The 22467-nt window shown below is 61.9% G+C and carries 17 protein-coding genes; 12 read left to right on the top strand and 5 right to left on the bottom strand.

What is annotated here, in order from left to right; all coding sequences use genetic code 11:
* Window positions 1-3: 3 nt before the first annotated feature.
* The gene (gene gmd / locus J1G18_RS02890) at window positions 4-972 is read right to left on the bottom strand and encodes a GDP-mannose 4,6-dehydratase (protein ID WP_027610307.1); all 969 of its coding nucleotides are present in this window, start codon (window positions 970-972) and stop codon (window positions 4-6) included.
* A complete protein-coding gene (locus tag J1G18_RS02885; RefSeq protein WP_027610308.1) occupies window positions 969-1883 on the bottom strand; it encodes a GDP-mannose 4,6-dehydratase in 915 nt (304 codons plus the stop codon). Before J1G18_RS02885 ends, gmd begins: the two co-directional genes overlap by 4 nt.
* Window positions 1884-2300: 417 nt before the next feature.
* On the opposite strand from J1G18_RS02885, the gene J1G18_RS02880 reads away from it, so the two are divergent.
* Genes J1G18_RS02880 through J1G18_RS02855 form a run of 6 tightly spaced genes read left to right on the top strand, consistent with a single transcriptional unit; the run spans window position 2301 to window position 10488 of the window.
* Window positions 2301-3860, top strand: coding sequence for a glycosyltransferase (locus J1G18_RS02880; RefSeq protein WP_262415491.1), 1560 nt, complete (start codon window positions 2301-2303; stop codon window positions 3858-3860).
* The gene (locus J1G18_RS02875; protein ID WP_223007064.1) at window positions 3854-5158 is read left to right on the top strand and encodes a glycosyltransferase; all 1305 of its coding nucleotides are present in this window, start codon (window positions 3854-3856) and stop codon (window positions 5156-5158) included. Before J1G18_RS02880 ends, J1G18_RS02875 begins: the two co-directional genes overlap by 7 nt.
* Window positions 5155-6309 carry an acyltransferase family protein gene (locus tag J1G18_RS02870; RefSeq protein ID WP_223007063.1) on the top strand — a complete coding sequence of 385 codons (1155 nt, stop codon included), beginning with the start codon at window positions 5155-5157 and terminating at the stop codon, window positions 6307-6309. The genes J1G18_RS02875 and J1G18_RS02870 overlap by 4 nt, the downstream gene beginning before the upstream one ends.
* Window positions 6303-7121 (top strand): class I SAM-dependent methyltransferase, encoded by an 819-nt coding sequence (locus J1G18_RS02865; RefSeq protein WP_027610312.1) that lies wholly within the window; start codon window positions 6303-6305, stop codon window positions 7119-7121. The genes J1G18_RS02870 and J1G18_RS02865 overlap by 7 nt, the downstream gene beginning before the upstream one ends.
* A 48-nt stretch (window positions 7122-7169) precedes the next feature.
* The gene (locus tag J1G18_RS02860; protein WP_223007062.1) at window positions 7170-8363 is read left to right on the top strand and encodes a DUF3142 domain-containing protein; all 1194 of its coding nucleotides are present in this window, start codon (window positions 7170-7172) and stop codon (window positions 8361-8363) included.
* Window positions 8350-10488: a hypothetical protein gene (locus J1G18_RS02855; protein WP_223007061.1), complete on the top strand. Its 2139-nt coding sequence runs from the start codon at window positions 8350-8352 to the stop codon at window positions 10486-10488. The genes J1G18_RS02860 and J1G18_RS02855 overlap by 14 nt, the downstream gene beginning before the upstream one ends.
* Here J1G18_RS02855 and J1G18_RS02850 read toward each other — a convergent pair.
* The gene (locus J1G18_RS02850; RefSeq protein WP_041073815.1) at window positions 10485-11114 is read right to left on the bottom strand and encodes a LysE family translocator; all 630 of its coding nucleotides are present in this window, start codon (window positions 11112-11114) and stop codon (window positions 10485-10487) included. The two genes, J1G18_RS02855 and J1G18_RS02850, sit on opposite strands and share 4 nt — an antisense overlap.
* A 144-nt stretch (window positions 11115-11258) precedes the next feature.
* On the opposite strand from J1G18_RS02850, the gene J1G18_RS02845 reads away from it, so the two are divergent.
* Window positions 11259-11732 (top strand): Lrp/AsnC family transcriptional regulator, encoded by a 474-nt coding sequence (locus J1G18_RS02845; RefSeq protein WP_210556256.1) that lies wholly within the window; start codon window positions 11259-11261, stop codon window positions 11730-11732.
* 157 nt (window positions 11733-11889) lie between these two features.
* Here J1G18_RS02845 and lpdA read toward each other — a convergent pair whose 3' ends face one another.
* Window positions 11890-13290, bottom strand: a complete 1401-nt coding sequence (lpdA, locus tag J1G18_RS02840) for a dihydrolipoyl dehydrogenase (protein WP_135296885.1) — start codon at window positions 13288-13290, stop codon at window positions 11890-11892.
* A 210-nt stretch (window positions 13291-13500) separates the two neighbouring features.
* Here lpdA and hflK (J1G18_RS02835) point away from each other — a divergent pair, with 210 nt between their 5' ends.
* The 5 genes from hflK (J1G18_RS02835) to cfaB all read left to right on the top strand — a co-directional run bounded on the left by hflK (J1G18_RS02835) (window position 13501) and on the right by cfaB (window position 20863).
* Window positions 13501-15465 (top strand): protease modulator HflK, encoded by a 1965-nt coding sequence (hflK, locus tag J1G18_RS02835; protein WP_223007107.1) that lies wholly within the window; start codon window positions 13501-13503, stop codon window positions 15463-15465.
* A complete protein-coding gene (gene hflC, locus J1G18_RS02830) occupies window positions 15462-16502 on the top strand; it encodes a protease modulator HflC (protein WP_223007060.1) in 1041 nt (346 codons plus the stop codon). Before hflK (J1G18_RS02835) ends, hflC begins: the two co-directional genes overlap by 4 nt.
* A complete protein-coding gene (hflK, locus tag J1G18_RS02825; RefSeq protein ID WP_223007059.1) occupies window positions 16499-17560 on the top strand; it encodes a protease modulator HflK in 1062 nt (353 codons plus the stop codon). The genes hflC and hflK (J1G18_RS02825) overlap by 4 nt, the downstream gene beginning before the upstream one ends.
* Complete coding sequence (locus J1G18_RS02820; protein WP_223007058.1) at window positions 17557-19464, top strand: heavy metal translocating P-type ATPase; 1908 nt, start codon at window positions 17557-17559, stop codon at window positions 19462-19464. Before hflK (J1G18_RS02825) ends, J1G18_RS02820 begins: the two co-directional genes overlap by 4 nt.
* Window positions 19465-19675: 211 nt before the next feature.
* Complete coding sequence (cfaB, locus tag J1G18_RS02815) at window positions 19676-20863, top strand: C17 cyclopropane fatty acid synthase CfaB (protein ID WP_098966378.1); 1188 nt, start codon at window positions 19676-19678, stop codon at window positions 20861-20863.
* A gap of 38 nt (window positions 20864-20901) precedes the next feature.
* On the opposite strand, the gene cls is transcribed toward cfaB, so the two are convergent.
* On the bottom strand, window positions 20902-22341 hold the full coding sequence (gene cls / locus J1G18_RS02810) for a cardiolipin synthase (protein ID WP_223007057.1): 1440 nt from the start codon (window positions 22339-22341) through the stop codon (window positions 20902-20904).
* Window positions 22342-22467: the final 126 nt, after the last annotated feature.

Below are 22467 nucleotides of genomic sequence, written 5' to 3'. Positions count from 1 at the left end.
GACCTACTCCTTGGCGACGCGTTTCATATCCGCATCCATCATCATGCGGATCAGGGTGTCGAGGTCGGTTTTCGGCTTCCAGCCCAATACGCGCTGAGCCTTGGCCGGGTTGCCGAGCAGCACTTCGACTTCGGCCGGGCGGAAGAACGCCGGGTCGATCTTCACGTAGTCGCGGTAGTTCAGGCCGACGTGATCGAAGGCGATGCGGCACATCTCGCGCACGGTGGTGGTGACGCCGGTGGCGACCACGAAATCGTCAGGCTTGTCCTGTTGCAGCATCAGCCACATGGCTTCGACGTAGTCGCCGGCAAAGCCCCAGTCGCGCTTGGCGTCGATGTTGCCCAGGGCCAGTTCCTGCTGCTTGCCCTGTTTGATGCGGGCGGCGGCGTCGGTGACCTTGCGGGTAACGAATTCGATGCCGCGCAGCGGCGATTCATGGTTGAACAGGATGCCGCTGCTGGCGTGCAGGTCGAAGCTTTCACGGTAGTTGACGGTGATCCAGTGACCGTAGAGTTTGGCCACGCCGTAGGGGCTGCGCGGATAGAACGGGGTGTTCTCGTCCTGTTGTTCGGCCTGGATCAGACCGAACATTTCGCTGGTGGAGGCCTGATAGAAACGTGTGTGCGGGCTGAACTGGCGGATCGCTTCGAGCAAGTGGGTGACGCCCAGGCCATCGACGATGCCGGTGGTCACCGGCTGATTCCAGGAAGCGGCAACGAAGCTTTGTGCAGCGAGGTTGTAGACCTCGTCCGGCGCCGACTGAATGACTGCACGTTGTACCGAGCAGGCATCGGCCATGTCACCGTCCAGGTAGACGATGTCGCCTTCGACGCCCATCTCGCGCAAGCGCCAGCGCGAATCGCTGCTACGGCGTGCTACCAGGCCGTGAACCTTATAACCCTTGTCGAGCAGCAACCTGGCCAGATATGCGCCGTCCTGGCCGGTGATCCCCGTGATCAGTGCACTTTTCATTGTTGTTTTACTCGCTGCTCCCAGTCGGACAGGATCGCCCGCAGGGATTGTTGTGTGGTGATTGCCGGTGCCCAGCCCGTGGTCTGGACCAGCTTTGCGTGACTGCCGCAAACGCGACGCTGATCGGCGCGCCGCATGCGTGCCGGATCCTGCACCAGTTGCACTTCGACCTGCGCCAGATCGCCCAACTGCTCGATCAGACTGCGGATGCTTTGTTCGCGGCCCGAGCAGATGTTGTAGACCTGCCCGGGTGTGCCTTTTTCCAGAAGGGCGAAATAAGCCGCGATCACATCGCCGACATCGAGGAAGTCGCGCGTGACGTCAATGTCGCCGACTTCCAGTCGTGCTGCCTGCAAGCCTTGCTTGATGCGGTTGATCTGGCGTGCGGCGCTGGCGATGACGAAGCTGTCTTTCTGTCCGGCGCCGATATGGTTGAACGGCCGCGCCACCAGCACCGGCCAGCCCTCACTCAGGCCCCATTGCAGGCTGAGAAACTCGGCCGAGAGCTTGCTCACCGCATAGGGGTTGCGCGGGCAGGGCGGTTGCAGTTCGGTGATGGGCAGGGCGCTCTCGTCGACTTGCCCATAGACGTCGCCGGAGCTGACATACAGGAAGGTCCCCCGAAATCCGCGGGCCTTGAGGGCCTGCAACAGATTGAGGGTACCTAGCAGATTGATCTCGAGCGTACGGGCCGGGTCACGGAAGGCTTCGGGAACGAAGGTCTGACCAGCGAGGTGAATCACCGCGTCGGGCAATTGTGGCCACAGGTCGACGAGGCTCGCCGCTGACGTGAGATCGTAGGGTGCGGTGGCAGGCAGCAGTTCCCACGTCGAGTCAGGCTGGGCCAGACGCGACTGGATATGTTGTCCCACGAACCCACTGAGGCCCGTGACGAACAGACGCTTTTTCAAACAGCGACCCCTTGGTCTTTAACATTCGCCACTTTCCCACAGGCTTTGAGGGGAAGTCTGTCAGGCCTCATGAAAAAGGCCGACAGGATGACAGGCGAAGTCGTTGTTGTAGTTGTTTGTTACCAATCTGTGCCAAATGCTTGGCAATTTCAACAGTGCAAACCGTGACTGGTCAGTTCTCGTCAGAGTAGACGGATTTATTCTCGCCGGGCGGTTCACGAATCCGCGACGGATGTGTTTAGAATGCCCCTCGTCGCGTTCAACAGGGGTTGTTCAGCCCCAGTCAGACCGACCACTAAAAACAAGAACAAAGACGGGCTGGAAGATGCAGGACGAGTGTCGGCATGCCGACCACGATTCAGCGCTTCGCCGTCATGGATTGAAGCAGCCGGGATGGCGGCTTCATCGTGGGATGCCATGAACTTCATTCTTTACTCGGACGTCAACGACCGTTCCATCAGCCAGAGTCTCGGGCGTCCCGAATACAGTTACTACTTCGTGCTCAAGGCTTATCGCCCAGTGCTGGAAAGCCTTGGGCGGGTGCATGTGGTGTCCGCCATCACCGAGGTTGATCCGCTCTTTCGCCAATTGCGCGAGGTGGGCGAAGACAGCCTGTTTCTCTCTTTCACCCCGCCGCAAAATACGCCGACCGATCTTGAGTGTCCGACCCTGTGTGTGGTTGCCTGGGAGTTCGATTCGATCCCGGACGAGATCTGGGACAACGATCCGCGCCACGACTGGACGCAGATGCTGGCCCGACAAGGGCGGGTGATTACTCTGTCCAGCCATACTGCCCGGGCGATTCGCCGGGCGCTGGGCGAGGACTTTCCGGTACTGGTGTTGCCGACACCGTTGTGGGAGAACTTTGCGGCGATTCGTCAGCAGCAAGTTCCGGCGCCGGTCAATCCAGGCACGCCGCTGGCGATCAAGGGCTGCATTTTCGACAGCCGTACGCTGGCGCTCTCAGCCGATGACCTGCTGCCCAAACCACTGACCGCCGAGCAACTGGCCGCGATCGAGGCACAGCGACCTCCTCCGCTGACCTTCAAACGGCGCCTGGTCATCGCCCGGCACTACCTGCGCCAGTGGCGCCTGGATGCAGGCCGCGAACAGCAACAGCCGCGGGTGAAGTTTCTGCATCACTGGTATTGGGAGGGACTGCGTGATCTTTTCTCACGCAGGGCGCATGCCTGGCTGGAGCGACAGCTGCCGAGTATCGCCGGTCCACAGGCGGTGGCAGTGGCCGAACCGCCGCCGCTGGATCTGCCGGACACCACGTCGGTGGTCGACACCACGGTCGACGGTGTGGTCTACGTCACCGTGTTCAACCCCAAAGATGGCCGCAAGAACTGGCATCAACTGATCACCGCGTTTTGCTGGGCGTTTCGGGAAACGGCCGATGCGACGCTGGTATTGAAAATCACCCAGAACGACCTGGCGTCTTACTACAGCGAATTAATGACCCTGTTGGCGCAGCTCTCACCCTTTGCCTGCAGGGTGGTGGTGTTGCACGGTTATCTGGATGACGCCCAGTACACCCGGCTTTACGCTGCTGCCAGTTACTACGTCAACGCCTCGCGCTGTGAGGGCCTCTGTCTGCCGTTGATGGAGTTCATGTCCAGTGGCAAACCGGTAATCGCCCCGGATCACACGGCCATGGAAGACTACATCGACGACAGCGTCGCCTTCGTGATCAAGTCCAGCGAAGAACCCGCCATCTGGCCGCAGGACTCGCGGCTGATTTACCGCACCCTGCGCCACCGCCCGGATTGGGCTTCGCTGAAACAAGCCTACGAGGACAGCTACCGCATGGCCAAAGACCAGCCGGAGCGGTACCGGCAGATGTCGGCGGCAGCGGTCGAGCGCATGCATGACTACTGCGCTTTTGCCCCCGTGCAAACGCGCATGGCGGAATTTTTCGGGCTTGCACCGCATCCCGCCAATGCTGCGTCAGTGACGGAAAACGCCTCATGCTGATCATCATTCACTCGGAAACCAACCAGCACACCATTGCCCAGAATCTGGGGCGCTCGGAGTACAGCTATTACTTCGTGCTCAAGGAGTATCGCCCGGTACTCGAGCGTCTCGGACGCGTGGTGGAAGTGGCCGATCCACTGACCGAAGTCGACGCGCTTTACGAGGAATGCCGCGCCAGTGGCGAGCCGTGCGTCTTCCTGTCGTTCTCGCCGCCCCATCGCACGCCGGTACACCTGATGTGTCCGACTTTGCCGGTGTTTGCGTGGGAGTTCAGCACCATCCCCAATGAGCCGTTTGCCGGTGAGCCGCGCAACGACTGGCGCACGGTGCTGCAGGCTTGCGGAGCGGCGATCACCCATTCCAGCTACACCGTTAACGCGGTGCGCGAGGCAATGGACAGCGATTACCCGATCGTCGCGGTGCCTGCGCCGGTATGGGATCGCTTTGCCGCCCGCGGTGCGCCGTTGCAGGGCCAGCCACCGAATGGACCGGTACGGTTGAAGATCAAGGGATTGGTGGCCGACAGTCGCAAACTTGACTTGAACGCATTCGCCCCCCGGCCTTTGCGCACGGGCAAGGGACTCGATTTCCATGCGCCGGTCAGGGAGCAGGAGTTGCTGCTCGACGGCGTGGTCTACACCTCAGTGTTCAATCCCGGCGATGGGCGCAAGAACTGGGAGGACATGCTCAGTGCATTCTGCGTGACGTTCCGCGAGGTCGAGGACGCAACGCTCGTGCTGAAACTGACGCACCACGATGCCGAAGAAGCGCTGAGCGACATCCTCCACCACCTGTACAAGAATCAGTCCTACCGCTGCCGGATCGTGCTGATCTACGGCTACCTCGCGGACGCCGATTATGAGCGTCTGGTGCAGGCGACCCGCTATGTGGTCAACACGTCCTATGGCGAGGGCCAGTGCCTGCCGTTGATGGAATTCATGTCCTGCGGCAAACCGGCGGTGGCGCCACGTACGACGGCAATGATCGATTACCTGAGTGCCGACAACGCCTTTCTGATCGACTCCACCGACGAGCTCACGGCCTGGCCGCATGACCCGCGCAAGGCCTTCCGCACCCTGCGTTATGTGACTAACTGGACGTCGTTGTGCACGGCCTATCGCGCCAGCTATGCGGTCGCCAAAAACGATCCGCAACGTTATGCACAGATGGCCGCTCAGGCGGTGAGCAGCCTGCAGGATTTCTGCAGTCAGGCAGTGGCCGAGCAGCGGTTGCAGGTGTTTCTGGGGCAGTTGTTCGAACGCCGGGTTGCCGCAGACCCCGAGATGCGCGGGGCATGAACAGCAAACGGATCATGGACATCGAGGTACTGCGCGCGATCGCGGTGCTCGGTGTGCTGTTTCATCACCTGCAGGGCAGCCTGTTCACCGACACCGTGCCGCTGCTGCAAACAGTCCACCATTGGGCGCAGTCCTGGTGGGGCGTTGACCTGTTTTTTGCGATCTCCGGATTTGTCATCGCCCGCAGCCTGATCCCCGTGCTGCAAGGCTGCACGAGCCGTCGACAGTGCTGGGAGCAGACACGCAATTTCTGGCTGCGCCGGGCCTTTCGTTTGTTGCCCTCGGCCTGGCTGTGGCTGGCGCTGATGTTGCTGGCCTGTGTCTTGCTCAATCGCTCAGGTGCGTTCGGCACGCTGCACGCCAACCTGCAGGCAACGCTGGCCGGGGTGTTGCAGTACGCCAATTTCCGTTTTGCCGACAGTTTCTTTCAGTACGAATACGGCAGCAGTTTCGTCTACTGGAGCCTGGCGCTGGAGGAGCAGTTCTACTTGCTGTTCCCGCTGCTGATTGTCGTGTGCCGCCGACATCTGGGCTGGGTATTGCTGGCGCTGGTCGCGGTGCAACTGTTCACGTTGCGCACCCCCTTGCTGATGGTGGTGCGCACCGATGCCCTGGCCCTCGGCGTATTGCTGGCGATGTGGAGCGCGCAGCCGGGTTATTCCCGTTGGGAACCGAGGTTCCTGCGGCGGCCGTGGGCCGGAGTTTCGGTACTGACTGTGCTGGCGTTGCTGCTGAGTTACATGGCCACCGACCGCTTCACGTTCGCCTCTTACCGCATCGGCACGATCGCCGTGCTCAGCGCGCTGCTGGTGTGGATTGCCTCGTACAACCGCGATTACCTGCTGCCGCCCGGAAGGTTGCAACGGCTGATGGCGTGGATCGGCAGCCGCTCCTACGGCATCTACCTGATCCATATTCCGGCCTATCTGCTGGTCCGTGAATTGATCTTCCGCTTGCAGGACGCGGGGCTGCCCAGTCCGGCCGGGCACCCGATTCTCACGGTGCTGATCGCCGGCGGTCTGATCGCGCTGCTCAGCGAATTGAATTACCGATTCATCGAAATGCCGATGCGCAATCGCGGCGCCGCGCTGGTGCGCCGCCTCGGTACGTCGCGAACCGCCGTCCCATCCTCTGGAGCTACCTCATGCTGAGCCTTTTGAAGAAACTCACGGCAACGTCTCCCGCACCGGTTGCTGTGCCATCTGCCGCCGACAAGGTTGATCCGTACATGCTCGGCCTGTACGACGCAAAGCTCAGTGGCTGGTTCAATCAAGAGACCGACGAGCTGTTCACAGGCTTTCGGGTGAGCGCCGATGACACGTTGCTCGATGTCGGCTGTGGCGACGGCGGTAATGTGCATTTCTGCGGCATGCGCGGGGCGAAGATCATCATTGCCGACATCGACGCGGCCAAAGTCGAGGCCACCCGCCAGCGTCTGAGCGATACCCCGGCACGCAGCGTCGAATGCCACGTGACCGACTGCAACCCGCTGCCGATTGCCGATGCCACCGCCACCCGCGTGGTCTCCACCGAAGTCATCGAGCATGTCGACGATCCGGCGCAATTTCTCGCCGAACTGGTACGTGTCGGCAAGCCGGGAGCGCTGTACCTGCTGAGCGTGCCGCATCCCAGCTCGGAAGATTTGCAGAAAGACATTGCCTCGCCGGACTATTTCCAGAAACCCAACCACATTCGCATCATCAGTGAAGAGCAGTTCAAGGCGATGGTCAGTGACGCCGGGCTGGAGATCATCAGCCACAGTCAGTACGGCTTTTACTGGTCGATGTGGATGCTGTTGTTCTGGGAAGCCAAGGTCGAATTCAGTAACCCCGATCACCCGTTGCTCGAGCATTGGGCCAATACCTGGCAAGCGGTGCTCGATTCGCCCCGTGGTGCACAGATCAAGCAGGCGCTGGACGCCGTGGTGGCGAAGAGTCAGGTGATCATTGCCCGCAAGCCTTGAGTGCTTTTGTGTACCCTTGCAGCCTGATGTCTCAGGGATCTGCAAGGTATGCGCGTTATCGTCGGGTTGTCGGCCATGCTGGCGGTGTTGTTGCTCTGTGCTTGTGAACGACAGGACGCAGCGCCACTCGATCAGCAACTCTACGTCTGGCAACGGCAATGGACGTCCGCCCATGAGCTCGCGCTGAAAGACAGTCGCAGCGACTTTTCGACCTTGCGCGTGCTGGCCTTGCAGGCATTCCCCAGTGACGGCTGGCATCGGGCGCGGATCGATGCGCCGTTGCTCAAGCACGATGGCCGGCCTCTGATCGCGGTGATTCGTCTCGACGGTCAGCTCAAAAGTCTGGATCAGTCGCAGGTCACGGCGCAGATTCTTCAGGTTGTCGCCGACTGGCAGGCGCAGGGGCTGACCCTGAGTGGCGTCGAGATCGATCATGACGCGGGTAATGCGCGTCTGCCGGAATACACCGAGTTCCTGACACATCTGCATTCCGTGTTGCCCGCATCGTTGCCGCTGAGCATCACCGCGCTGCCGGCGTGGCTCGGCAGTTCACAGCTGCCGGCGTTGTTGGCCACAGTCGACAGCAGCGTGCTGCAGGTGCACGCCGTCAGCGATCCGCGACGCGGCTTGTTCGACCCCGAGCAGGCTCGGCGCTGGGCCAGCGCCTGGGGCAAAATCAGCAGCAAACCGTTCTATCTGGCGTTGCCGGCCTATGGCGTGGCGCTGCTGCCGGATGCCGACGGTGCCCCGGTGGTGGAAAGCGAAGTACCGATCGAACGTGAAGGGCAACGCCGGGAACTGCTCGCCGATCCGTTGCAACTGAGCCGACTTGCAAAAGCGCTGCGCGAGGACCCGCCGGAACATCTGGCCGGGCTGATCTGGTTTCGCCTGCCGCTGGCCAATGATCGCCGCGCCTGGAGCCTGACCACGTTGCGCGCCGTGGCCCGCGGCGATGCGTTGAGCAGCCGGCTCGGTCTGGCGTTCAGCGACCACGATGGCCTGCAGGACATCGCCCTGCGCAATGTCGGAAACCTCGACAGTGCCTGGCCCGCACGGATCATCGTCAAGGCCAGCGCTTGCGAAGGCGCCGATGCGCTCGCCGGTTACTCGTTGCAACAGAGCGCGGATCTGCTTACCTTCACCCGCCTGCGCGACGGTCGTTTGCCGGCGGGTGGACAACGCGCCATCGGTTGGGCGCGCTGTGCATTTATTGATCAAGGAGGTTCGCATGTTGACCCGTAACTGGCCCCGCCATCTGCTCTGCCTGAGCCTCAGCCTGCCGCTGGGTTCGGCGCTGGCCTGCGGCCCGGACTTCCCGATGCGCCTGCTCGACAATCGCGGGCAAACCCTGGCCGATTTGCCGGAGGGCAACTTCAACTTCGAGATCAGCCGCCTCGGCAAGACCATTGCCGGGCTGAAGAACGTCACCGCTGCGACGCACAATCCCGACGACATGTACGGCGACGCTAGCGAGCCTGCTGCGCTGCGAGAAAAAGCCGAGCAGGTCGGTCTGAGCGCCGAACAACAGGCGCTGGTCAAGCAACTGCGTGGCCTGAGCGATGCGCGTCAGGTCGAGGCGCAGGGCGCCAGTCTGCCGGCGGAAATCCGTTTGTACGTGGCCGGCGCGGTGGCGTTTGCCACTGGCGATCATCCGCTGGCGATCGAATACTTCAACAAAGTGCTGGCACTGCCGGCCGATCAGCGCCCGCTGCGCAGCACCTGGGCGGCGTATTCCCTGGGCCGTGCCTGGTTTGCCACGAGTGCCGAGGCGGGCGATGTCATCGAAGTGCTGGAGGACGCACGTGCGGCCTTCCGTCAGGCTCGACAACTGAGCATCGATGGCTTCAGTGATCCGCTGGAACTCGGTGTGGCCAGCCTCGGTGAAGAGGCGCGGGTGCTGCGCAACGCCGGCGACTGGAACGGCGCCATCGAACTGTATGAAGCGCAGAACCTGCACGGTTCGGCCGTGGGTTACACCTCGCTGAAACAACTGATGAATGAGCTGGCCGAACTGCCCGAGCCGCAACTGGCCAAGTTGCTGGAGCGCAAAGCCGTGCAGCAACTGGTTACCGCTTCGTTGATCAGCCGCATGGGTTGGTCATTCGACGAACAACCGCCGAACGAGAAGAAACTGATCAAGCTGCTGCAGGACAGCACCCGTGGCAGCCTGGAAAACGCCGATCGACTGGCGGCGATGAATTATCAACAGGGTGATTACGCCAGCGCCAAAGCCTTCCTTGAAAACGCCGGTGACGGCGGATTGGCGTGGTGGTTGCGGGCCAAGCTGGCGGTGCGTGACGGTGATAAAAATGCCGCGGCTGCCGCCTATGCCAAAGCCGCGCAGGCGTTCCCGCAGAGCGAAGATTGGGGCTACCGGCGCACCCCTGACTGGGACTTCGAAACCGTCCAGCCGAAATGCCGGGTCGAGGGCGAAAGTGCGATTCTGGCGCTGCAACGTGGCGAATACCTGCAAGCGTTCGTGCAGTTGTATCGCAGCAACAGCATCTACTGGTTCGACGCGGCGACGGTGGCCGAGCGCGTGCTGACGGTCGATGAGCTCAAGCGCTATGTCGATGACAACGTACCGGCGCCGCCGGCATTGACCCAGCAGCAGCGCGACAACTACGTGCCGCTGCCGGTCGCCGCCAGCCTGCGCAATCTGCTGGGACGGCGCTTACTGCGTGAAGGGCATTACGAGGAAGCGGTCGGCTATTTCGACAATCCCGATCTGCAGCACAAGGCCCGTCTGTACGGCGAGCAACGGATGAAGGCTGACGCTGCGTGGTGGCCGACCAAACGCGCCAGCGCCTTGTACAACGCGGCGTGGACCGCGCGTGAATGGGGCATGGACATTCTCGGTTACGAGATGGCGCCGGACTACGCCACGTTTGGCGGCAACTACAGCCTGGAAAACACCGAGCTGAAAGTCGGGCCGCTGGTGGCCGAGGCTGAAGTCCAGCGCCAGAAGGCCAGTGAAGCGCAGCCGGATGAGCGTTATCACTACCGTTTTGTCGCCACCGCGCTGGCCAGCCGGGCCGCCGATAATTTGCCGCACACCAGTCAGGCGTTTGCGGCGGTGTTGTGTAACGCTGCGGGTTTCAACAGCAGCCTGGAAGAGCAGAGCGCGCTGTATCGACGCTACGTCAATGAAGGCCCGTACGTGCCGTGGGCGGTGGACTTCGGTAATCAGTGCCCCTATCCGGATTTCGAAAACGCCGACAAGCGTTACGTCACCCAAGTGACCGATGCCGCGCGCATGGCTCTGCGGCCTTACAAATGGCCGGTACAGATCGGCGCGATCGTACTGGCGGTCGGCGTTGCATTGGCGCTGATCAGCCGGCGCCAACGCAAGTCCCGCAAACCCTAGGCCTGCTGGATAAACGTCAGGCGTACGGCGAAGCCGATCAGCAGGCTGCCGAACAGCCATTGCTGAACGCGTTGGGCGGTTGGACTGTGTTGCAGCCAACGGCCCAGCGCCGCGCCGGTCAGGGCATAGGCACTGTCGAACAGCAGCCCGATGCCCACCAGCAACCCGCCGAGGGTGGCAAACTGGGTCAGCACTGCTGCGCCGTCATTGACGATGAATTGTGGCAACAGCACCGAGCAGAACAGCAAGGCCTTGGGATTGAGCAGATTGGTCAGCAGGCCACGGCGAATCGCCTCGCGCCATTGTCCTTGGGTGTCAGTCACGGCAGCCGTATTCAGGTTCGGCAGCAAGCTGCTGCGCAAGCATTGAATGCCGATCCACAGCAAGTACGCCGCACCAGCCAGGCGCACCAGATCAAACGTCCACGGCGCCGCCTTGAACAGCGCCGCCAGACCCAATGCCGCCAATGCCACGTGACAGCCCCGGGCGATCGCCAGGCCAACGGCGGTTGCCAGCGCCGCACCGCGACCCTGGCGGGCACCGGTTTGCAGCAACAGAATCATGTCCGGGCCGGGCAACAGGAAGACCACCGCCAATGCCAGAAAAAACAGCCAGAAACTCGTCATGTCGCAGCCCTTTCGTTATCGATTCGGTGAGCAAAGTCTATGGCGCAAGGGCGGGGCAGGTGCTTGCGAAGTCAGCTTCAAAAACCCTTGGGATTGGCATAACCTGCTTTCTTTTTGCGCCTTGACCCGCAGGATCTGCCAAACATGAAACTTGACGCTTTTGATCGCAAGATTCTCGCTGCCTTGCAGCGCAACGGACGGCTGAGCAATGTCGAGCTGGCGGACGAGATCGGCCTGTCGGCGTCACCTTGCTTGCGCCGGGTGCGGATTTTGGAGGAGGCCGGGGTGATTCGTGGCTACCAGGCCAACCTCGATCGCGATGAAGTGGGACTGGGGCTGACGGTGTTTGTCGGGGTCAAGGTCGAGCGCCACAACGATGAGCAGGCCGAAGCCTTTTACGCGGCAGTCACCGCCCTGCCGGAGGTGATCTCGGCGTTTCTGGTGTCGGGCGAATCGGACTTTCTGTTGCAGGTGGTGGTGCCGGACCTGCGCGCATACGACCGCTTTCTCAGCGGCTGCCTGCTGAAGCTGCCGGGGGTGAGTGACATTCGCAGCAACTTTGCGATTCACACGGTGAAGACGCCGGGGGCGTTGCCGTTGGGGCATCTTCCGCTGTAGAGCGGGTTGCTCCCACATTCGACCGCAATCCTCCAGCAGGAACACGGTCAACTGTGGGAGCTGGCTTGCCAGCGATAGCGGTGTGTCAGCGACCGCAACGGTTAAAGGACTGACGCCATCGCTGGCAAGCCAGCTCCCACAGGGTTTGGGTGACCACCTACATCTGCGTCGCCATCCCCTCGACATTCATCGCCGCCTGACGCAGCGCCTCGGAGCGGGTCGGGTGCGGATGGCAAGTCAGCGCGATATCTTCGGCAGACGCACTGAACTCCATGGCCACGCAGTATTCACCGATCATTTCACTGACGCTCGGTCCGACCAGGTGCACGCCGAGGATCTCGTCCGTGCGTTCGTCGGCGAGGACTTTGGCGAAGCCTTCGGTCTCATGGTTGATCTTGGCCCGGCTGTTGGCGGTGAACGGGAATTTACCGACTTTATAGGTGCGCCCTTCAGCCTTGAGCTGCTCCTCGGTCTTGCCGACGCTGGCCAGCTCGGGCCGGGTGTAGATGACGTTGGGAATCAAGTCGTAATTGACCTCGCCGGCCTTGCCGACGATCTGTTCCACGCAGGCCATCGCTTCGTCTTCGGCCTTATGCGCAAGCATCGGGCCTGATGTCACGTCACCGATCACCCATACGCCGGTTGCCTCGGTACGGTGCTGGCGGTTGGCGAGCATGCCGCGCTTGTCGGTGCTCAGGCCGACGTTCTCCAGGCCCAGGCCTTTGGTGTACGGGCGCCGGCCGATCGCGACCAGCACGTAGTCGGCTTCCAGTAACTCGGCGCTGCCACCGGCGGCGGGTTCGACGCTGAGCTGCACACCGTTGACCGAGGGGGTGGCGCTGGTGACCTTCGAGCTCAATTTGAAGCTGATGCCTTGCTTGCTCAGCGCACGCTGCAGGGTTTTGCCGGCCTCGCCATCAACACCCGGGCAGATGCGGTCGAGGTATTCGACCACGGTCACCTGGGCGCCGAGACGCCGCCAGACCGAGCCCAGTTCCAGGCCGATCACCCCCGCGCCGATCACCACCAGATGCTTGGGCACTTCACCCAGCGACAGCGCGCCGGTGGAGTCGAGGATGCGTTGATTGTCGATCTCGACGCCGGGCAGGGGCGTGGGTTCGGAGCCGGTGGCGATGATGATGTCCTTGGCGCTCAGCTCGGTTTTGTTGCCTTGATCGTCGGTCACCGTGACTTTGCCCGGGCCGTCGATGTGACCCCAGCCTTTGATCCAGTCGACCTTGTTTTTGCGAAACAGAAACTCGATGCCTTTGGTCAGGCCGCTCACGCTTTCGTCTTTCTGTTTCATCATTTGCGCGAGGTTGAGCGTGGGTTTGACCTCGATGCCGAGGTTGGCGAATTCCGCACCCATGGCCGCGTCGTAAAGCTCCGAAGCATGCAGCAAGGCCTTCGACGGCATGCAACCGACGTTCAGGCAGGTGCCGCCGAGGGTGGCGCGGCCTTCCACGCAGGCTGCCTTCAGGCCCAGCTGGCCGGCGCGGATCGCCGCGTTATAACCACCGGGGCCGCCGCCCAGAATGACCACGTCGTAGTTGCTCATGCTGTTGCTCCTCGTTGGGGATGCGGATCGCTAAAAGTAGTCGGTCGATAAAATTACGAACGTAATATGTGCGTTTCCGGACATTTCGGTCAAGGCTTCAGGCAAGCGACAGGTTGCGCATCTTTAGATAAGCGAATTTGTGTACGAATATTTCACGCTTTTCGTTATATCGTAACGATAAGACCGGTGAATCAATGGCTTTGGGGTGATATGCAAGTCGATCTGGATGTCGATGGCACGCAAGTGACCGGGTTGCCGCGCTTTCAACAAGCGTCCACGCAGGGGCGACGTTTGCGTCGTCTGGCCATCGGTCTCGGCGGATTGGCCGGGGCAGGGTGGCTGCTGGCGCTGTTTGTCGAACTGTTTGCCGCGCAATCGATATGGCCGGCGTTGCTGATGAATCTGGGCGCGGCGTTGCTGGTGTTGGTCGCCGGCTTGCAGTCGGCGTGGTGGGTGACGCAATGGCGTGCAGGGGTGATTGACCCGCCGGTATCGGTGGCGCTGACCGAGGCGCTGGAGCCAGTAGCGCCGGATGGCTGGTACGAACGGCTGCTGGAGCGGTTGAGTCAGTGCGGCCTGCATCTGCTCGGTCAGATTGGCGCGGCCACGTTGTGGCTGGGCGGCTGGTCAGTACTGGTGGTGCTCGCCGTCGGGCAGGTGTGGAATCTGGCATTGCCTGCCGCTGCGGTCGGGTTGTCGGCCACGGTGGGCGCGGCGCTGATGTTGCTGTTGGGTTTCGGCTTGCTGGTGCTGGAGCGGCAACTGGCTCAGGAGAGTCCAGCGCAATGGCCGGAAGCCGGGTCTCTCGCGCAACTGGCGCGGGTGGCGATCATCAGCCTGGTGCTGGGCGCGTTGTGCCTGCTGTTCGCCAGCGAGGCTTCGGTGTGGCCAGTACGGCTTGCGGTGTTGATCGGGATCTTGCCGGGATTCGTCGCGATCGAGTTGCTATTGCGCGCAGTCCTGTCGATATTCAGTCCTCGTCGTGAACAGCTCGAACCGACCCTGCTGGCACGCAGTTTTGTCGCTGACATGCTGCGCTGGCCGCCGCAGCCGCTGCTGGCCTTGCAGCACGAATTGCACAATCGTTTCGGCATCGATCTGCGCCAGATCTGGGCGTTCAGTTACATGCGCCGCGCCTTTCTGCCGGTGCTGGCGCTGGTCGCTGCGGTCGGCTGGTTACTGACCGGTATCCACGAAATCCCGCTGCAAGGGCGCGGTATCTACGAGCGCTTCGGCAAACCGGTGCAAGTGTTTGGCCCCGGATTGCACGCCGGTCTGCCGTGGCCATTGGGCCGTGTATTGAGCGTCGAGAACGGCGTGGTGCACGAGTTGGCAACCAGCGTCGGCGATGTGCCTGCGCCGATCCAGGCCGAGCCAGCCGAAGGCCCGGCGCCGATGACTGCCAACCGCTTGTGGGATGCCAGCCACGTCAACGACAAATCCCAGGTGATCGCCAGCAGTCGTGGCGATCAGCAGAGCTTCCAGATCGTCAACATGGACGTGCGCTTCGTCTATCGCATCGGCCTGCGGGATCAGGACGCCTTGGCGGCAACCTACAACAACGCTGATGTGCCGACGCTGATCCGCAGCACCGCGAGCCGGATTCTGGTGCACGATTTTGCCTCGCGCACCCTCGACGGTCTACTCGGTGCTGACCGGGTAGGGCTGGGCGAGGAAATCGGCCGCGCGGTGCAAAATGATCTGCAGCAACTCAACAGCGGCGTAGAGATCCTCGCCACGGTGGTCGAAGCGATTCACCCGCCCGCCGGTGCTGCCAATGCTTACCACAGCGTGCAGGCGGCGCAGATCGGCGCGCAGGCGTTGATCTCCCGTGAGCGTGGCGCGGCGGCCGAAGCCAGTAATCAGGCGCAATTGCAGGCCCGTCTCGCCCGCGATCAGGCCAGTGCCAGCGCCCGTGAAATCAACGCCACAGCGCAGGCGGCGGATCTGAAGTTCAGCGCGGAACAGAAAGCCTACGCCAGCGCCGGCCAGGCATTCGTGCTGGAACAATATCTGAGTCAGCTCAGCCTCGGCCTGAGCAAGGCCAAACTGCTGGTACTCGACCACCGTTTAGGCGGCAGCAGCAATGCGCCGACCATCGATCTGCGTACGTTTACGCTGCCGGCTGATCCGACGCCTGCGCGCACTACCGCTCAACCAGGAGTTGCCCCTTGAGCCAGTCGCACACTCACGATTCGCATGACCACAGCGGCCACGATCATGGCCACGCCGGGCATCACCATCATCATGGGCATCATCACCACGGTGTGCCGGAAGAGGCGGGGCCATTCCCGTGGCGGCGCATGGGCTGGGCGTTGTTGCTGGTGGGGTTTGCCATCGCGGCGGCAAGCCTGGTCCAGGTGCGCTCGGGCGAGGCCACCGTCATCACCCGTTTCGGTAATCCGTCGCGGGTGCTGCTTGAGCCGGGTTTGAGCTGGCGTTGGCCGGCGCCGTTCGAAGCGGCGATCCCGGTGGATCTGCGCCTGCGTACCACCTCGAGTGGTTTGCAGGATGTCGGCACCCGCGATGGCTTGCGCATCATCGTTCAGGCTTACGTGGCGTGGCAGGTGCAGGGCGACCCGGACAATGTGCAGCGTTTCATGCGCGCGGTGCAGAACCAGCCGGACGAAGCGGCGCGGCAGATTCGCACCTTTGTCGGCTCGGCGCTGGAGAACACCGCCAGCAGTTTCGACCTGGCGGATCTGGTGAACACCGATGCCAGCAAAGTGCGTATTGCCGATTTCGAAGCGCAACTGCGTCAGCAGATCGACCAGCAACTGCTCGCCACCTACGGTGTGCGTGTGGTGCAGGTGGGCATCGAACGCCTGACCTTGCCTTCGGTCACGCTCACCGCCACAGTCGATCGGATGCGCGCCGAGCGTGAAACAATTGCCACCGAACGCACCGCCATTGGCAAGCGAGAAGCCGCGCAAATTCGTTCCGCCGCCGAGCGCGATGCGCGAATTGTCCAAGCCGATGCCACGGTGAAGGCCGCAGAAATCGAAGCACAGTCGCGGGTCGAAGCCGCGCAAATCTACGGCCGTGCCTACGCTGGCTCGCCGCAGCTGTACAACCTGCTGCGCTCGCTCGATACCCTCGGCACCATCGTGACGCCGGACACCAAGCTGATCCTCCGTACCGATGCCGCGCCATTCCGCGTGCTCGTGGACGGCCCGCCGAATGTTGAAAATAAATTCGGATCGCAGCCATGAGTGATGAAGTTCCACGTGGAACACATTCGTTGAGCAGTCCGTGGATTCAGGCCGGACGCCTGGCGTTTTTCGCCTTATATGCGGTGACGGTATTGGCTGCGTTGGCGTGGGCGTTTTCCAATGTGCGGCAGATTGATCCGCAAAATCGCGCGGTGGTCTTGCACTTTGGCGCACTGCAACGCGTCCAGAATGCCGGGCTGTTGCTGGCCTGGCCGCAGCCGTTCGAGCAGGTGGTTTTGCTGCCGGCAGCGGATCGGGTCATCGAGCGCCGAGTGGAAAACCTGCTGCGCAGCAGTGAGGCGATCAAGGCTGATCGTGTAGCAACCTTCGCCACGCCACTGAGCGATGCACTGGCCGGTTCCGGCTATCTGCTGACCGGCGACGCCGGCGTGGTGCAACTGGATGTGCGGGTGTTTTACAAAGTCAGCGATCCCTATGACTTCGTGCTGCAGGGTGATCATGTGCTGCCAGCACTGGATCGGCTGGTCACCCGCAGCGCTGTGGCCCTGACCGCTGCTCGGGATCTGGATACGATTCTGGTCGCTCGGCCGGAGTTGATCGGCGCCGACAATCAAGCGGCTGAACGTCGTGAGCGTCTGCGCGGTGATCTGGTGCAAGGCATTAACAAGCGCTTGGCTGAATTGAAGACGAGCGGGCAGGGCATCGGCATCGAAGTGGCGCGGGTCGACGTTCAGTCGAGTCTGCCGGATCCGGCCGTCAGCGCGTTCAATGCCGTTTTGACCGCCAGTCAGCAGGCCGATAAAGCCGTCGCCAATGCACGCACCGAGGCGGAAAAACTCACCCAAACCGCCAACGAACAAGCCGACCGTACTCTGCAAGTGGCCCATGCTCAGGCCGGCGAACGGCTGGCAAAAGCCTCTGCCGACACTGCCACGGTAATGAGCCTGGCCAAGGCGCAACAACAGGGCACCGACCCGCAGATGCTCCTGCGTCTGTACCGCGAACGCATGCCGAAAATTCTTGGTCAGGCCGGTTCGGTGACCACGGTCGATCCGAAAGACGATTCCCGCCTGATCATTCAGGGAGCCAGTAAATGACTGCGACCACCGCTGCACCGAGCCTGTTGTCCTCGGCCGAACAGCGCCGCGCTGCGCGCCAATTGACTTTGGCAATGCTCGCCTTGGGCTTGCTCGGCCTCGGTTTGATCTGGCGCTGGATGGTGCCGGAGCAAACTGGTGTCAGTCAGTTGCTGCTGGGTTTCGCCTCCTTATTAGTAGCGGTGCCGGTGATGCGCTCTGCTTGGTACAGCTTGCGTTATCCGAGCCTGCACGGCATCACCGATCAACTGATTGCTTTGGCGATGCTCGGTGCGTGGGCGACTGGCGATCTGCTGACCGCCGCGTTGCTGCCGATCATCATGATCTTCGGCCACGTGCTGGAAGAGCGCAGCGTGATCGGCTCGCAGGAAGCGATTCACGCTCTCGGCCAATTGACCCGCAGCCACGCACGCAAGATTCAGGCAGATGGCTCGATCATCGAAGTCGATAACGGCACGCTGGAACCCGGTGACACTGTAGAGGTACGCGCGGGCGATCGGGTGCCGGCGGATGGCCGGGTGTTGTTGGGCCAGGCCAGCCTCGACACGGCGTCAATTACCGGCGAGTCGGTGCCAGTGGAAACGGCAGTGGGCATGACGGTGTTCGGCGGCGCGATCAACCTCGACGGTTTGCTGCGCATTGAAGTGACCCGCACCGGTGATCAATCGACGCTGGGCAAAGTCATCGCGCTGATGCAGAACGCCGAGCGTTCGAAGCCGCCGATCACCCGTCTGCTTGAACGCTATGCCGGCAGCTACATGGTGCTGGTGTTGCTGTTGGCGGCGGTGACCTGGTTTGTCACCCATGACGCGCAAGCGATGCTCGCGGTGCTGGTAGCCGCATGTCCTTGCGCCTTGGTGCTGTCGGCACCGGCCACGGCAATTGCCGGAGTGGCGGTGGCGGCGCGCCACGGTATTCTGATCCGCAGCTCGGCGTTCCTTGAGGAGTTGGCAGACCTCACATCACTGGTGGTCGACAAGACCGGCACGCTGACTTACGGCACCTTGCGTTTGCAATCGATCAGCAGCCCGCGTCTGGATCAGGCCTCGGTGATGGCGCTGGCCGCCAGTCTCGGTGCGGCCAGCAGTCATCCTGTCAGCCGGGCGTTGGCGGGGCTGGTGAGTCAAGAGCAGAGCCTGTCGCTAACAGATATTCACGAGCGTCAGGGTCTTGGGGTGGTCGCCATGACCACACAGGGCGAGGCGGCGCTGGGGCGTCCCGAACTGTTCGCGCAACTGGGCATCGTCACTACCATCGTTCCCGAGCACGACGGGCCGATTGCCGGATTGGCACTGAACGGCGAATTTGTCGCCTGGCTGTTGCTGGCCGACAGCGTCAAACCGGAAGCGCGCTTAGCCCTCGCTGAATTGCGCGAACTGGGGCTGGGTCGCCAGTTGCTGCTGACCGGCGACCGCCAGAGTGTCGCCCAGACACTGGCCCGCGAAGTCGGCCTGCAAGAGGTGGAAGCCCAAGCGCTGCCCGAGGACAAACTCAATCGCGTGCTCAAGGAAATCGACAACGGTTTCCGGCCGATGGTGGTGGGTGACGGCATCAATGATTCGCTGGCGCTCAAGGCCGGTGTAGTCGGAGTGGCGATGGGCGCCGGCGGTGCCGACATCGCGCTGGCCTCGGCGGATATCGTGTTGATCGGCAGCGACCTACGCCGCCTCGGCACCTGTGTGCGGCTGAGTCGTCAGTGCCGTCGAACCTTGCAGGTCAATGTGATCATCGGTCTGGGCTGGACCCTGGCGATCGTGGTGTTTGCGGCATTCGGTTGGCTCGGCGCCGCCGGGGAGATGATCGCCGCGCTGTTGCACAACCTCAGTACGTTGCTGGTGTTGGGCAATGCCGGACGACTGCTGCGGTTTCAGGAGCCATTGCTCAAGCTCAAGGATGATCACTGAAGTGAGTTTCAGCGAACTGTGCGCCGAATAGGCAGTCATCTATGGAGAGGGCGCACACTTCACGCTGTTACCTGGGCTAAAGCAGTAGTGGGTGCATGACGGCATGCAGGAGCGCCTGGAACGATAGCCTCGGCTAATTAAATCGATAGCCTGCTATTTTTCAAGGATGGTCTACCCTCAGATCTGACGTCTGAAACAAGGGGGATTTTCCATGCTCGCGCAACTTCCACCGGCCTTACAGAATCTGCAGCTTCCGCTTCGCTTGCGACTCTGGGATGGCCATGAGTTCAACCTGGGGCCGACGCCCAGCGTCACCATTGTGGTCAAGGACCCGACGATGGTCACCCAGTTCACCCATCCGAGTCTCGACGCGCTGGGGGCGGCGTTTGTCGAAGGCAGGCTGGAACTGGAGGGCTCGATCAGCGAGGTCATCCGGGTCTGCGACGAATTGAGCAGCGCCTTGCTCGATGAAGGCGAAAGCGCGCAGCCAGTGCGTGCGGTGCACGACAAGGAAACCGACGCCAAAGCCATTTCCTATCACTATGACCTGTCCAACGCGTTCTATCAGCTGTGGCTGGACAGCGACATGGCGTATTCCTGCGCGTATTTCGAAACCGGCAGTGAAACTCTGGAACAGGCACAGCAGGCCAAGTTCCGACATCTGTGTCGCAAACTGCGTTTGCAGCCCGGTGATTATCTGCTGGATGTCGGTTGCGGCTGGGGTGGTCTGGCGCGTTACGCGGCACGTGAATTCGGCGCCAAAGTGTTCGGCATCACCTTGAGCAAGGAACAGCTGGAACTGGCCCGGGAGCGGGTCAAGGCCGAGGGCCTGGAAGATCAGGTTGAGCTGCAATTGCTCGACTACCGCGATCTGCCGCAGGACGGGCGTTTCGACAAGGTAGTCAGCGTCGGCATGTTCGAACACGTCGGCCACGCCAACCTCGCCGAGTACTGCAAGGTCCTGTTCGGCGCGGTGAAGGAGGGCGGTCTGGTGATGAACCACGGCATCACCGCCAAACACACCGATGGCCGTCCCGTGGGACGCGGTGCTGGCGACTTCATAGAGAAATACGTGTTCCCCAACGGCGAGCTGCCGCACCTGGCGATGATCTCGGCCGAGATCAGCGAAGCCGGGCTGGAGATCGTCGACGTCGAAAGCCTGCGCCTGCATTACGCGCGCACGCTGGATCACTGGAGCGAGCGTCTTGAGGACAACCTCGAAGCGGCCGGGAAACTGGTACCGGATCAGGCGTTGCGTATCTGGCGGCTGTATCTGGCTGGATGTGCCTACGCGTTCGCGCGTGGCTGGATCAACCTGCACCAGATTCTTGCGGTGAAGGCGCATCCGGATGGCAGCCATGAACTACCCTGGACCCGCGACGACATTTATCACCCCTGAGGCCTGACGACCGTTCGCTCGTTCGAGCGAGCGGTCAGTCAAAGAATCGGTGAAATAAGCCGGGCGATCCGCATGCCGAGCTGTTGCAGGCGGTGGATCTCCCGGCTTTCTTCTTTGGCGACTTCATAAGCCTGCTCGAAGTCTTCGTTGAGCATCTGTTCCACGTGGGCGGCGAATTCGCTGTCGACGGTCAGCAGCATCACTTCGAAATTCAGCCGGAACGAGCGGTTGTCCAGATTGGCGCTGCCGATGGCGCTGATTTCGCTGTCGATCAACACCACTTTCTGATGCAGGAACCCCGGCTCGTAGCGGAATACCCGCACGCCGGCGCGTACTGCTTCGAACGCGTAGAGGCTGGACGCGGCGTAGACGATGCGGTGATCGGGACGCGAGGGTAGCAGCAGGCGCACGTCGACGCCGCGCAGCACCGCCAGGCGCAACGCGGCGAATACTGCCTCATCGGGAATGAAATACGGGCTGGTGATCCACACTCGTTCCGTCGCCGCGTGGATGGCTTCGACGAAGAACAGTGAACAGGTTTCGTAGGCATCCGCCGGGCCGCTCGCCAGCAATTGGCAGAGCACGCCATCTTCCGGGTAGACATCCGGCAGGATCAGCGGTGGCAACGTCCGTGCTGCCCAGAACCAGTCCTCGGCAAACGACTCCTGCATGCAGGCCACCACCGGCCCGCGCACCTGAACATGGGTATCGCGCCACGGCGCCAGGGGCGGTTTCGCGCCCATGTATTCATCGCCGACGTTATGCCCGCCGACGAAGCCGAGTACGCCATCGACCACTACGATTTTGCGGTGGTTGCGGAAATTCACCTGGAAGCGATTGAGCCAGCCGCTGCGTGTGGCGAAGGCTTTGACCTCGACACCGCCATCGCGCAGCGCCTGCACATAACTGTGGGGCAGGGCGTGGCTGCCGATGCGGTCGTAGAGCAGATGAATTGCCACACCTTCCGCGGCCTTCTTCAGTAACAGGTCGCGCAGGCGCTGCCCGAGGCGGTCGTCATGGATGATGAAAAACTGCACCAGTACGGCTTCGCGCGCTTGATCGATAGCCTGGAAAATCGCCTCAAAGGTCGCGTGGCCATTCACCAGCAGTTGCACCTGGTTGTTCGCCAGGCACGGCATGCGCCCCAGTTTGGGCATGGCGCGCAGCGAGGCGTAGGCATTCGAGGCGCGAGCGGTGAGGGCTTCTTCGACCCACGGGCGCCAGTTCAACTCGGAGATCGCCTGACGCATCTGTTCGTTGGCTTGACGCCGCGCCTTGATATAGCCGTCGAAGGTGCTGCGACCGAAGACCAGATAAGGGATGAGCGTCAGGTAGGGAATGAAAATAAGCGACAATGCCCAGGCGATCGAGCCTTGGGCGGTGCGTACGGTCAGCACCGCATGGATGGCGGCGATCAAGCCGAGGCTATGTATCAGGGCGATCAGATAACCAAAAATGTGCGGTCCAAAATAATCCATGGGGCAGCCTTGCTCCTGAAGACTCAATGCGTAACAGACCATGTTCCGAGGCGAATGTCGCTATTTAATTGGTGCATGAACCGAAGCAATCGGCCGACGTCTAACGGCCACTACTGATCAGGAGTT

Source organism: Pseudomonas sp. MIS38, from assembly GCF_019891575.1.
Classification (GTDB): Bacteria; Pseudomonadota; Gammaproteobacteria; order Pseudomonadales; family Pseudomonadaceae; genus Aquipseudomonas; species Aquipseudomonas putida_A.
The sequence above is the reverse complement of the archived record's forward strand: the minus strand, read 5'-3'. Positions and strand labels throughout refer to the sequence as shown.